At 63.6% G+C, this 13,000-nt stretch carries 11 protein-coding genes; 6 read left to right on the top strand and 5 right to left on the bottom strand.

The window, feature by feature from the left end:
* Window positions 1–14 precede the first annotated feature (14 nt).
* Window positions 15–1,265 carry an FAD-dependent oxidoreductase gene (locus NKI63_RS08620; RefSeq protein ID WP_352504973.1) on the bottom strand — a complete coding sequence of 417 codons (1,251 nt, stop codon included), beginning with the start codon at window positions 1,263–1,265 and terminating at the stop codon, window positions 15–17.
* Between the two features lie 82 nt (window positions 1,266–1,347).
* On the opposite strand from NKI63_RS08620, the gene NKI63_RS08615 reads away from it, so the two are divergent.
* From NKI63_RS08615 to NKI63_RS08595, 5 genes are all read left to right on the top strand, one after another.
* On the top strand, window positions 1,348–1,932 hold the full coding sequence (locus tag NKI63_RS08615) for a TetR/AcrR family transcriptional regulator (RefSeq protein WP_352751214.1): 585 nt from the start codon (window positions 1,348–1,350) through the stop codon (window positions 1,930–1,932).
* A gap of 701 nt (window positions 1,933–2,633) precedes the next feature.
* Window positions 2,634–6,032, top strand: a complete 3,399-nt coding sequence (locus NKI63_RS08610; RefSeq protein ID WP_352504971.1) for a helicase-related protein — start codon at window positions 2,634–2,636, stop codon at window positions 6,030–6,032.
* A gap of 12 nt (window positions 6,033–6,044) precedes the next feature.
* On the top strand, window positions 6,045–6,431 hold the full coding sequence (locus tag NKI63_RS08605) for an RNA-binding S4 domain-containing protein (protein WP_254816495.1): 387 nt from the start codon (window positions 6,045–6,047) through the stop codon (window positions 6,429–6,431).
* A gap of 148 nt (window positions 6,432–6,579) precedes the next feature.
* Window positions 6,580–6,918: a ferredoxin FdxA gene (gene fdxA, locus NKI63_RS08600; protein ID WP_254816494.1), complete on the top strand. Its 339-nt coding sequence runs from the start codon at window positions 6,580–6,582 to the stop codon at window positions 6,916–6,918.
* 368 nt (window positions 6,919–7,286) lie between these two features.
* Window positions 7,287–7,868, top strand: coding sequence for a CarD family transcriptional regulator (locus tag NKI63_RS08595; protein WP_006327799.1), 582 nt, complete (start codon window positions 7,287–7,289; stop codon window positions 7,866–7,868).
* A 74-nt stretch (window positions 7,869–7,942) separates the two neighbouring features.
* On the opposite strand, the gene NKI63_RS08590 is transcribed toward NKI63_RS08595, so the two are convergent.
* The 3 genes from NKI63_RS08590 to NKI63_RS08580 form a co-directional block, all read right to left on the bottom strand.
* Window positions 7,943–8,716: an amino acid ABC transporter ATP-binding protein gene (locus tag NKI63_RS08590; RefSeq protein ID WP_254816493.1), complete on the bottom strand. Its 774-nt coding sequence runs from the start codon at window positions 8,714–8,716 to the stop codon at window positions 7,943–7,945.
* Complete coding sequence (locus tag NKI63_RS08585) at window positions 8,713–9,393, bottom strand: ABC transporter permease subunit (RefSeq protein ID WP_023721020.1); 681 nt, start codon at window positions 9,391–9,393, stop codon at window positions 8,713–8,715. Before NKI63_RS08585 ends, NKI63_RS08590 begins: the two co-directional genes overlap by 4 nt.
* Window positions 9,394–9,515: 122 nt before the next feature.
* Window positions 9,516–10,289: an amino acid ABC transporter substrate-binding protein gene (locus NKI63_RS08580; RefSeq protein ID WP_352504970.1), complete on the bottom strand. Its 774-nt coding sequence runs from the start codon at window positions 10,287–10,289 to the stop codon at window positions 9,516–9,518.
* Window positions 10,290–10,614: 325 nt separating this feature from the next.
* On the opposite strand from NKI63_RS08580, the gene NKI63_RS08575 reads away from it, so the two are divergent.
* Window positions 10,615–11,472: an RNA polymerase factor sigma-32 gene (locus tag NKI63_RS08575; protein ID WP_254816490.1), complete on the top strand. Its 858-nt coding sequence runs from the start codon at window positions 10,615–10,617 to the stop codon at window positions 11,470–11,472.
* Between the two features lie 13 nt (window positions 11,473–11,485).
* On the opposite strand, the gene NKI63_RS08570 is transcribed toward NKI63_RS08575, so the two are convergent.
* A complete protein-coding gene (locus tag NKI63_RS08570; RefSeq protein ID WP_352821072.1) occupies window positions 11,486–12,955 on the bottom strand; it encodes a M48 family metalloprotease in 1,470 nt (489 codons plus the stop codon).
* Window positions 12,956–13,000: the final 45 nt, after the last annotated feature.

Below are 13,000 nucleotides of genomic sequence, written 5' to 3'. Positions count from 1 at the left end.
AGATAGCCGGGCTGTCACGCGGCAAGCTTCAGCGCTGGGCTGGCTTCAGGCTGGGTTCGGGTAATTGAACCTGCCTTGCACGCGGGTGCCGGCAGACGGGCAAGCGGTGCCCGGCTGAGGCCCGACAGCTTCAAGGCGATGCGGCGCTTCAGGAATGGTGTGAGGTTCAGCACCGATAGTACGAGGTTGCGAACGAACCGCTTCACTGGACTGCGGGCAAGCGCCATGCCGGTCATCATGCCAGCCAGGTCAAGCACCTCTTGGGCTGCCGGGCGTCGCAGCGTTTCATAGAGTTCGAGCTCCGCTTCGGGGCGCACGCCGTTCACCACGTCGCCAAGCAATTGGCCAAGCACGACCGCGTCGACGATGCCGGTATTCATGCCTTGCCCTCCCGCCGGACTGTGCACGTGCGCGGCATCGCCCATCAGGAACAACCGGCCCTTGCGGTATGACCGGACCAGGCGGTGATGCACGCGAAACCGCGAGCTCCATTTCAGCTCAAGCACCCGGCCTCGTCTGCCGGTCGGTCCGCGGCTGTCGAGCAGCACCTGTATGTCTGCGACTGCGGGTTTTTCCGGTGCATCGTCCATTGTCGCGACGACGCGGTACGATCCGTCTGGGAGCGGCGCCACCACCACCAGTCCGGCTGGCGCAAAGAACAGCGATACTTCGGTTGGCCCAACCGGCCAGTCGAGACGAACGTCGGCGAGAACGAACGACGCCTCATAGGCCGCGCCGTCGAACTCGATGCCGGCCGAGTTGCGCACCAGGCTGTGCATGCCGTCGCCGCCAACGACGTAACGTGTCGATATGATCTTCTCGCGGCCGTTCTCGACCACCGTCACGCGCGCACCGTCAGTGTCCTGAACCACCGCTTTGGCCTCGACCATGCGGTGGATCACGCCGCCCAGGGCGGCAATCCGCTCGGCGAACACCTGCTCGGTGAGATTCTGAGGCAGCATCATCAGATAGGGATGTCTCGACGGAAGCTTTCCGAAATCGAGCTTGAGCAGTGCCCGGCTGCGATCTCGGATGGCGAAATTCTGCAGCTTCAGGGCAAGTTCGCTCAGCCGCTGCGTGACGCCCAGAGGCTCCAGCGCTTCCAGCGTCTGAGCGTGGATGACGCCGGCCCGCGAGGTCTGAAGGCCCTCCCCAAGCCTGTCGATCAGAATATGGTCGACCCCGGCCTGGTGCAGCACGATGGACAGCGCCAAGCCGGTCGGGCCGGCGCCGATAATCAGGACTTCCGTTGCATCAGGCAACATTTTCGCTCTCCATTTATCAACACATGTTGACTTTCTAGCCGAAGCCATTGCATTTGTCAACAGCCGTTGGCATATGGATTTCATGAGCGAGAATCAGCAGAAGAAAACCAGCAAGTCGGACCGCACCCGCGCCCAGATCCTCGAAGCCGCGAGGCTGCTGTTCGCCAAGCACGGCTATGACGGCGCCTCCATCCGCGACGTCGCCGCCCATGCCTCGATCGATCCGGCCATGGTGATCCGCTATTTCCGCAGCAAGGACGAGCTATTCGCCAGAGCGGCGGTCGTCGACCTGAAATTGCCGGCACTGCGGGTGATCGATCGAACCGCCATCGGCAAGACACTGATCAGGCGATTTCTCGAAATCTGGGAAGATCCGGCCAACGGTACCGGCATGGCAATTCTGCTGCGGTCGGCGACGTCGAACGAATTCGCCGCCGAAAAGTTGCGCGATGTATTTGCCAACCAGGTGAGGCCACTGGTTGCGGCGGTCGCTGATCCCGCCGATGCGGGCCGGCGGGCCGGACTCATTTCCAGCCAGCTGCTGGGTTTGGCGATGTGCCGTTACCTGCTGGGCCTACCACCGGTCGTCGCCCTGTCTCACGACGAAATCATCCAGACCGTCGGCCCTACATTGCAGCGCTATGCCGTCGGAGAGGACGTGCCTTGAACAAGCCGTTCAGCGTGAGGCCGAGTCTGAGCCTCATGCGGCAAGTGCGCCGACCGATTGGCCATGACGCCGGCGTGTGCCGAACCAGCACGCAAAGGTTAATGGCCGCTGCGCAGCCTGTGCACAATCCGTCCCGCAGCCTGTGGATTCTCGGTGGAGAAGCTGTTCACAACACAACATGTTGCGGTGAACAAACCAAGAAACTTCGGCTATCTCTGATTCGTCGCCGATTCGTTCCGGCTTTGAGCGGAACGTTAACGACGAGAGCTGAAAACGCCCTCGAAATGATTAAAGCGCGTTAGGAAACATCAATAATTTCATAATGTTGTGCGAAGCAGATTGGCCACCCACGACCATTCACCGGCAAAGGTTAACCATGGTGCTCGCCTGGATGCCGCTTGCATGAATCGGGCCAGTTCCCGTGATTCAGCATGTGGTGAGGTACGCCGGCAGAAAACCCAGATGTAGCCGTGAACAAAACCTGAATCGGCGAGAGTCAGTGATTCGTCGCTGATTCGTTCCAGACTCGTTCCAACTGTTAATCGGGAACAGATTTTCTGGCTTTGAAGCGACCAATCGGCCTGCCCTCGGCACATTCCGCTTTCGCTTCGCGCCCGAAATCCCTATGTGTCGCCTGTCATACGCGGCCAATATGGGCGCGCTCCCGACAATGCGAGGCGGAGAGCCTTATTTCCAGGCCGATGAACATCCATCCGAAACACACTGAACCGCTGATCCTGACCGGCCGGGACGTGACGGCCGTGCTCGGCCCGACCAACACCGGCAAGACCCATCTCGCCATCGAACGCATGGTGGCGCATGAAAGCGGCGTCATCGGCCTGCCGCTCAGGCTGCTTGCCCGCGAGGTCTATGCGCGCGTCTGCGAGAAGGTCGGCGCCCATAAGGTTGCGCTCATCACCGGCGAGGAAAAGATCCAGCCGGCTGGCGCGAAATACTCGGTCTGCACGGTGGAAGCGATGCCGCGCGAGACCGACGCCGCCTTCGTTGCCATCGACGAGGTCCAGCTCGCCGGCGATCTCGAACGCGGCCACATCTTTACCGATCGCATCCTGCATCTGCGCGGCCGCCAGGAGACGCTGCTGCTTGGCGCGGCCACCATGCACGGCATCCTGCAGCGCCTGCTGCGGGGCGTGTCGGTGGTGACCCGGCCACGGCTGTCGCATCTTGCTTATGCCGGCTCGAAGAAGCTGACCCGCCTGCCGCGGCGCACCGCGATCGTCGCCTTCTCGGCCGACGAGGTCTATGCCATTGCCGAGCTGATCCGCCGCCAGCAAGGCGGTGCCGCCGTCGTGCTCGGCGCACTCAGCCCGCGCACCCGCAACGCCCAGGTGGCGCTGTTCCAGTCGGGTGACGTCGACTACCTCGTCGCAACCGACGCCATCGGCATGGGCCTCAACCTCGACCTCGACCACGTCGCCTTCGCCCAGAACCGTAAATTCGACGGCTACCAGTACCGCAACCTGACAGCGGCCGAGCTCGGCCAGATTGCCGGCCGCGCCGGCCGGCATCTGCGCGACGGCACCTTCGGCGTCACCGGCCAGGTCGATCCGCTGGATGAGGAACTGGTCAAGAAGATCGTGGCGCATGATTTCGACCCGGTGAAAGTGCTGCAGTGGCGCACCGCGCATTTCGATTTAGCCAACCTCGATGCGCTGAAGCGCTCGATCGAGACCAACGCCCCGGTCGAGGGCCTGACGCGCGCGCTGCCGGCCGTGGACGCGCAGGCGCTCGAGCATCTGTCGCGCGACGAGGACGTCCGGGCACTCACCACCGATGCGAGACGCGTGGCGCTGCTGTGGGAAGCCTGCGCGCTTCCCGACTACAGGAAGATCGCGCCGGCCCAGCACGCCGACTTGATCGCCTCCATTTACATGGACCTTGCCAGGCATGGCCATGTCGACGAGAACTACATGGCCGAGCAGGTGCGCCGTGCCGACACCACCGAAGGCGACATCGACACGCTGTCGCACAGGATTGCCCAGATCCGCACATGGACCTTCGTTTCCAACCGACCCGGCTGGCTGGCCGATCGGGCACACTGGCAGGAAAAGACGCGCGAAATCGAAGACAGATTGTCGGATGCGCTGCATGAGCGGTTGACGAAACGTTTTGTAGACCGCAGGACTTCCGTCCTCATGCGGCGCCTTAGAGAAAACACGATGCCTGAAGCCGAAATCAGCCCAACCGGAACCGTCCTCGTCGAAGGCCATCATGTCGGCGAGCTGCAGGGTTTCCGCTTTACCGCCGACCAGAGCGCCGGCGGCGAGGACGCCAAGGCGGTGCGGGCGGCGGCGCAGAAGGCGCTTGCCGCCGAGTTCGAGGCGCGGGCCGAGCGCTTCGGCGCCTCTGCCAATGGCGACATCGCCCTGGGTTCGGATGGCACGCTGCGCTGGATCGGCGCGCCGATCGGCACGCTGGTCGCCGGCGAAGACGCTTTGAAGCCGCGTCTTGTCCTGCTGGCCGACGAGCAGCTCACCGGTCCGGCCCGCGACAAGGTTGCGGCGCGCGCCGAGCGCTTCGTCAATTTCCAGATCGAATCCCTGCTGAAGCCGCTGGTCGACCTCAAGAATGCCGAGCAGATCACCGGCATCGGCCGCGGCATCGCTTTCCAGCTTGTCGAGCATTTCGGCCTCATCAACCGTCGCGACATCGCCGACGAGATGAAGTCGCTCGACCAGGAAGGCCGCGCGGCGCTTCGCCGCCTCGGCGTGCGCTTCGGCGCCTACCATGTCTTTGTGCCGGCGCTGATCAAGCCGGCGCCGGCCGGGTTGATCACGCTCCTGTGGGCGCTGAGAAACGACGGCAAGGACAAGCCCGGCTTCGGCGATGTCGTTCACGCACTGGCCTCCGGCCGCACCTCGGTGGTCATCGATCCGACCTTCGACAAGACCTTCTACAAGCTTGCCGGCTACCGCAATCTTGGCCGGCGTGCTGTACGCGTCGATATTCTCGAGCGGCTGGCCGACCTGATCCGGCCGGCGACCAACTGGAAGCCGGGCCTCGGGCCTCGCCCCGATGGCGCCTATGACGGCCAGTCCTTCATGGTGACGCCGCCGATGATGTCGATCCTCGGCGCGACCGCCGACGACATGGAAGAAATCCTGAAGGGGCTCGGCTATCGCGCTGATGCCAAACCGGCGGCCGAGGTCAAGGCGCGGCTCGAAGCACAGGACAATGCCGCGCGCGAAGCGGCCGCTGCAAAGCAGGCGGCTGAAGACGCAACGCGAGTCGAGCAGGCGAGGATGGCGGAAGCATCTGCCGCGGCAGAGCCGCCGGCGGAGGCTTCGGAACCCGTGTCGGATGCGGCTCCCGTTGCGGAGGCGGCGGCCGAAGCTGTAACCGAAGCGACGGCAGAGCCTGTCGCGGAAGCTCCAGCCCCTGAAGCTGCGGCAGAAGTCACGCAAGAGATCCTGCCCACCGCCGAAGCGGTTGCAGAACCAGCGGCCGAGCCAAGGGCGGCGGAACTTGGGGCGGAAACTGAGGCTATGGCACCGGCAGAGCCGCCGATCTTCGAAACGACGGAAACATCGCCGGCCGAACCTGCAGCGACGGCGGAAGCAGTCGCCGACGACGCTGCCCCGGAGGCGGAGGAGCCAAAACCTATCCTGTTGTGGCGGCAGGGTCGTTTCGACCAGCGCCCGCGTCATCGCCAGCATGACCACCGCCCCCGGGACAATCAACGGGGCGCTCGCGCGCGCAATGGTCAAGCTGCGCCGGACAGTCGCAGCGATGCGCCGGTAGATGCGGGCGGGCAACCGACACCAGGCGACCGGGCCGCCCGTCAGGGGCGCCACGACCCGCGTGACGGCGCCGGCAAACCGCGCTTCGATCGCAGCAAGTTCAAGCCTAAACCGCAAGGCGAGGCTGGAGAGCAGCGCGCCGGCAAGCCACAAGGCGACCGCCCCGACCGGCGCGAAAACCGGCCCGACTGGAAGGCTGGCCGGCAGGACGGTAAAGGCAGCGCCCAAGGCGCAAAGCCCGCCTTCCAGTCGAAACCGCGTGAGGAACGCCCGGTCCGCTTCGACCCGGACTCGCCCTTCGCCAAGCTCGCCGCGTTGCGCGACCAGCTGAAGAAGTAAGCTGCTCGTCCAATGGTCACTGATGCCCGCCAGCGCATCGACAAGTGGCTGTTCTTCTCGCGCGCGGTAAAATCGCGCACGCTGGCAGCCAGGCTGGTCGTCGCCGGACGCGTCCGCATCAATCGCGACAAAGCAGCGCAGGCCTCCGATGCGGTCCGGCCGGGCGACGTTTTGACCATCACGCTGGAGCGGCGGATCTTCGTCTGGAAAGTCCTTGGCACCGGCGTACGGCGTGGCCCGGCCGAAGAGGCCCGCCTGCTCTACGAGGACATGTCGCCGCCCGCCACGCCCAAGGGCGAGGCGCTTCCGGATGCGGTGCCGCCGTTGCGCGAGGCCGGCAGCGGTCGCCCGACGAAGAAGGAACGCCGCCAGACCGACCACCTGCTCGGCGACGATTGAGCAAGGTCGAACGCCCGCTTTGCCGGCCTTCCGGAATTCCATTCCGGAAACCGCGGCACCGCTGGCAGGGGCCGCCCTTGCCACCAGCGGACAAAGGCGTTACCTCACCAAAAAAGCCCAACAAAATGGGACGTCCCGGAGCCGACCAATGACCTATGTCGTGACCGACAATTGCATAAAATGCAAATACATGGACTGCATCGAGGTCTGTCCGGTCGACTGCTTCTACGAAGGTGAGAACATGCTCGTCATCCACCCGGACGAGTGCATCGATTGCGGCGTCTGCGAACCGGAATGCCCGGCCGACGCGATCAAGCCCGATACCGAACCGGGCCTCGACAAATGGCTGCAGATCAACACCGAATATGCCGAGAAATGGCCCAACATCACCGCCAAGAAGGAGCCGCCGGCCGACGCTAAAACTTTCGATGGCGAAACTGGCAAGTTCGAGAAATATTTCTCCCCCGAGCCCGGCGAAGGCGACTGACGAGCCCGCCGGCTGCGGCCGCCTGACGCCGCTTAACAGACGTGATACATTAACTGCCTTGACAGGCGGCAACGGCGCGTGGCCTTCGCGCGTGCAGCAAAACCTTGATTCTTCCGACTTTTTGTGTTAAATCAGCCAAACATGCCGGTGACACAACGTCGATTTATGGCGCAAACGCCCCAAATCACTGAAAGGTGAATTTCTCAATCCGGACCAGAGCGATCTGGGGCAGGCGGTCGCAATGTTGCGATTTGCCGGTCCTGGCCTTTCCGGTGAGTTCATCGTTGTGTGGCTAAGGACCGGTCACCCCGGTCGCACGAGTTCGGGCCGGCACGATGCCGGTACCACAACAAGGAGTTCAGGGCGTAATGGCAACGATCACCCCGCAGAAGAAGTCCACCGCAGCGCGCCACGGTTTCAAGACCGGCGAGTACATCGTCTATCCAGCGCATGGTGTCGGCCAGATCGTCTCGATCGATGAGCAGGAAGTCGCGGGCCACAAGCTGGAGCTGTTCGTCATCGACTTCCAGAAGGACAAGATGCGCCTCAAGGTGCCGGTCGCCAAGGCGACCTCGATCGGCATGCGCAAGCTGTCGGAAGAGGATTATGTCGAGCGCGCGCTGAAGGTCGTGCAGGGCCGCGCCCGCGTCAAGCGCACCATGTGGTCGCGCCGCGCCCAGGAATATGATGCCAAGATCAACTCCGGCGATCTGATCTCGATCTCGGAAGTGGTGCGTGACCTCTATCGCGCCGACAACCAGCCGGAGCAGTCCTATTCCGAGCGCCAGCTCTACGAGGCGGCCCTCGACCGCATGGCCCGCGAGATCGCGGCCGTCAACCGCATGTCGGAGACCGAAGCGGTTCGCCTCATCGAGGTGAACCTCAACAAGGGCCCCAAGCGCGGCGCCAAGGCAGACAACGAGGAAGCCGAGCAGGAAGAGGCTGCCTGAGCTTTTCGCCTTCGAATCAGAAAAACCCGGCCTCGCGCCGGGTTTTTTGTTTTGGCTGACCGGTAATGGCCATTCTAGCTCTTGCCGCCGCCTTCCCGTTCCGCCTCCTGCTTCAGCGTGGCGATGAACCGCTTGGTCCGCTGGCGCTCGGGGTTGCTGAACAGCACCGCGGCCGGCCCTTGTTCGACGATGTTGCCGGCATCGAGGAACACCACTTCCCGCGCGATCTTCGAGGCGAGCCGCAGATCATGCGTCGCCATCACCATGGTCGTGCCCTCGCTGGCGAGCTTGCCGAGCACGTCGACCACCTCCTGCGCCAGTTCCGGATCAAGTGCAGAGGTCGGCTCGTCGCAGAGCAGGACTTTCGGCGAAGGCGCCAGCGCCCGGGCAATCGCTACGCGCTGCTGCTGGCCGCCTGACAGCGTCGCCGGCCAGGCGTCGGCCTTATGCGCCATGCCGACCTTTTCGAGCAGGGCGAGCGCCCGTCCGCGCGCTCTTTCCTTGGGCCATTTCAGCACCGTCACCAGCCCCTCCATGATGTTCTCGATCGCAGTGCGATGCGGAAACAACTGGAAATTCTGGAACACCATGCCGGTCTGCAGCCGCAGTCGCTGGATATCCCTGGTCGAGACCCTGCCGCCGGGGTGGAATTCGAGTGCATCGTCGCCGATCCGCACCGTGCCTGAAGTCGGCAGCTCGAGCAGGTTGATGCAGCGCAAAAGCGTGCTCTTCCCTCCGCCCGACGGCCCGACAAGCGCCGTGACGCTGCCTTCCTCGATGGTGACGGTCACGCCCTTCAGCACCAAATTGTCGCCGAAACGCTTTTCGATGTTGGTGAGGCCGATCATGCGCGCGCCTCCAGGAAGCCGCCATAACGGTTGAGCCGCGTTTCCAGCCGCGCCTGCAAGGCCGACAGCACGGAGCTCATGACCAGATAGAGAGCCGCTGCCTCGACATAGAGGATCAGCGGCTCATAGGTGGTGGCGACGATGCGCTGCGCCGCCTGGAACATCTCCGGCACGGTGATGGCGGCGGCGAGCGAAGTGTCCTTGACCAGCGAGATGAAGGTGTTGGACAGCGGCGGCACGGCGACGCGCCCCGCCTGTGGAAGAATGGTGCGCCGCATTGCCTGGGCCCAGGTCATGCCGATCGAATAGGCCGCTTCCCACTGGCCCTTGGGCACCGAACCGATGACGGCGCGGATGATTTCCGACGAATATGCGCCGATGTTCAAGGTAAAGCCGATCAGTGCTGCCGGAAAGGCGTCGAGCAGGATGCCGACCGATGGCAGGCCGTAGAAGATCAGGAACAGTTGCACAAGAAGCGGCGTGCCGCGGAATATCCAGACGTAGAAGCGGACCACGGCGACCAGCGGTTTGGGACCGAACAGCCGGACAAGCGCCACAACCAGGCCTAGGACAAGACCGAATGCAAACGACAGCAGCGTCAACGGCACGGTGAAGATGAGTGCGGCCCACAGCAGCGTAGGCAGGGATTCCAGCATCAATTGCAGCCAGTGCGGCACGAAGGCTCCTCCTTGCCAGATTGCCGTCGCTCATATCACGCGAAAGCGGCGGGCCGTCAAAAGACAGCTCGCCGCGATATGAACGACGCGGGCCGGCGTTCGGCCCACACGAGAAAGCCGTTTTACTTCGAAACGTCCTGGCCGAAATAGGTCTCGGCGATTTTCTTGTAGGTGCCGTCGGCCTTGATGTCGGCCAGCGCCTTATTGATGGCGGCCACCAGTTCCGGATCGCCCTTGCGCACGATGACGCCGGAATAGTCGGCGTTTTCCTCCTGCGCGGCAATCTTCACATTGGCGTCGGGCTTGTGCTTCTTGAAGTCGAGGAAGGACAGGCTGTCATTGATGGTGGCGTCGGCGCGGCCGGTAAGAAGAAGCTGGATCGACTGGTCGAAGCCGTCGGTGCCGACGAGCTCGGCGCCGTTGGTTTCAGCCAGCTTGCCGAAGTTCGAAGTCAGCGACTGCGCCGCCTTCTTGCCCTTGAGATCGGCGAAGCTCTTGATATCGGTGTTGTCGCCACGCACGATCAGCACCGCCTTGGAGGCGATGTAGGGATCCGAAAAGTCATATTTGGCCTTGCGCGCCTCGGTGATGCCGACCTCGTTGATGACGGCATCGTAGCGGTTGGCGTCGAGACCGGCGATCAGCCCGTCCCATTTGCCTTCGAGGAACTGGGCTTTGACGCCGAGGCGCTCGGCGATGGCCCGTGCGATCTCGACGTCGAAGCCGACGAGCGCGCCGGAAGCATCATGATAGGTGAAGGGCGCATAGGTTCCTTCCGTGCCGACCTTGAAGACGCCGGACTGCTTGATCTGGTCGAGATTGGCGCCGGCATGACCGGCGGCGATGGCCAGAACCTGCAGCGTTCCGGCGATAATAAGCGATTTGAGCCATTTCATTTTTCTGTGATCCCGTCCTTGGCCGATGTCCGGCGTCATTGCGAGTGCCGGAAAATGACAGATGCGCGATGCCGGAATAAGAAACTAAATTTCAAAAATCTCGCGCCCTTGAAATCCAATTCTCAACCAGCAGTTCCCGGCGCCATCCGGCTGAGTCAAGGCCGGTGGCGAATCGCCTGGAACAGCGCAATCGACATGACAGTTCAGGGGAACATTCCCCCGCATGGCACGTTCTTCGCTGTTGTAGGGCGCGGCGCCGCCATTTCAACCATCGGCGCCAACTCACGATTCGATCGCACCGCAACGCCTGAAGCAGGAGCGCGGCATGATGGAAGACAGTGCAGGACGGACCATGGTTCGCGCGGCGATGAAAGCCCCTTATCTGGAACGTGACGAAGAGCATCTCCTGGCGCTGCGCTGGAAGGAAAACAATGACCAGCACGCGCTGCACCGCATCACCGTCGCACATATGCGGCTGGTCATTTCCATGGCGTCGCGGTTTCGCCACTACGGCCTTCCGCTGGGCGACCTGATCCAGGAAGGCCATGTCGGGCTGCTGGAGGCCGCGGCCCGTTTCGAGCCCGAGCGCGAGGTGCGGTTCTCGACCTATGCGACATGGTGGATCCGCGCATCGATGCAGGACTATATCCTGCGCAACTGGTCGATCGTGCGCGGCGGCACCAGCTCCGCGCAAAAGGCGCTGTTCTTCAACCTGCGCCGTCTGCGCGCCCGCCTGGCAAACGGCGCCGAGCAGACGTCGAATGCCACGCTCTACCGCGAAGTGTCGGCGGCTCTCGGGGTATCGGAGGCGGATGTGGCGATGATGGATTCCCGCCTTTCGGCGCCGGACAGCTCGCTCAACACGCCGCTTGCCGACGATGCGGGCGCAACCGAGCGGATGGAGTTCCTGGTTTCGGATGACCCGCTGCCCGATGAGGTCGTCGGCGACACGATCGACGTCGAACGCCGCTCGGTGTGGCTGAAGACGGCGCTCGGCGCTCTCAATGCGCGCGAGCTCAGGATTATCGAGGAACGCCGGCTGAGCGACGAGGGCGCGACGCTCGAAGCGCTTGGCGAGACGCTCGGCATCTCCAAGGAACGTGTCCGGCAGATCGAGGCGCGCGCCATGGAAAAGCTCAAGGCGGCGCTGGTAAAGCAGAATCCGGAATTTCTCGCAGCCTGAATCGCGTCGGCTGCTATTTGTCGGTGACGATCTTAACCTTGTCGCCGGCCGAAACCGCCGCACCCGGCGACAGCGCGTTGAGCACCCTGAACAAATCCAGCTTGCGGTCCACGCCGACCATCTGTGCGGCCAGGGAGCCCATTGTCTGGCCGGGCTGCACCGTGACGATGCGGATACGCAGTGGCTTCAGTGCTGCCTTCTCGGCAGCACTCAGGATGCGGAATGAGCCGCTGACCGAGCGCGCCACCGTGCTCAGCGAGGTGCTGGCCGACGGTGCAGCAGTCAGCAAGCGGTAGACCTGGCCGCCGGCGCGGATCACCGCAATATCGAATTGCCAGCCATCGGCGCCGGCATGCGCGGTCGCCGCTTCGTTGCCGTTGATCGTTTCCTGACGCACGCTGCTGTCGTCGAGGCCGGCAACCCAGCCGCTGCGGATGTAGTCGGTCAGCGAGCGGTCCTTGTCGATCGAAACGCCGTCGAAGCGGATTGCCATGTCGCCCGGGCCTGTGGCCGTCACCGCCGCCGCCGAATTGTCGATGATGAAGCCGTTGGGCACTGAGAACGACACGCCGAGGCCAGGATGCAGGAAGGTTTCGCCGCGCACATAGCCTTCCTCCGGCGTGTCGCCGTAGAGCAGCCCGTCTATGCCGGCAAGGAATGAATCGCGGTCGCGCGACCCGACACCGGGCGCGCCGAACTGGCGGGCGTGGCGCTGCGCGAGATCGATACGCTGCGGCGTGTTGGGGTGCGTCGCCAGGAAGTCGAGGCTGGCGTCGGTGGCGCCGCTGATCGAGCGGAAATCGGTATAGGCCGACATCGACTGCAGGAAGCGGCCGGCGGCGTAGGGGTCGAAACCGGCTTCGCCGATCGACTTGATGCCGATGGCATCGGCCTCCAGCTCCTGATTGCGCGAGAACTGGGCCAGCCTCAGCTTGCCGCGGATCAGCGCCGCCTTGGCCGTCGGGTTGTCGCCGAGCACGTCCAAAACGACCTTGGTCGCCAACCCCTCTTCGGCTTCCAGCTGCTGGCGCTGCAGACCATGATTGGCCGTAACGTGGCCCATCTCATGCGCAATGACGGCGGCAAGCTCGGCTGAATCGTTGGCCAACGCCAGCAGGCCGCGGGTGATGTAGAGATAGCCGCCCGGCAGCGCGAAGGCATTGACGTTGGGCGAGTTGAGGATGGTGATGCGGTAGGTCTGGGTCGGGTTGGCCGACACCACGGTCAGTCTGCCGACGACCTTGGCCACCATGCGCTCGAGCTTGGGGTCGGAATACTCGCCGCCATAGGTGGCGAGGATGCGCGGGTGCTGCGCCTTCGCCAGTTCGGCGAGCCTGCTGTTAGCGGCGACATTGTCGACCGTAATCGGCTTGTCGGAGGGCTGGAAGCCCGATTCCTGCACGTCGGGAGGCGTGAACATCTGGCAGCTTGCCAGCGCCACGGCAAGACCGGCCAGCGCAAGAAAGCGCGCCAGCGGTTTCAACCTCCGATTGTCGATGCCGGTCGGCAGGTCGGCTTCCTTTCAAGT

The organism is Mesorhizobium sp. M0410 (assembly GCF_040321435.1).
GTDB lineage: Bacteria > Pseudomonadota > Alphaproteobacteria > Rhizobiales > Rhizobiaceae > Mesorhizobium.
The sequence above is the reverse complement of the archived record's forward strand: the minus strand, read 5'-3'. Positions and strand labels throughout refer to the sequence as shown.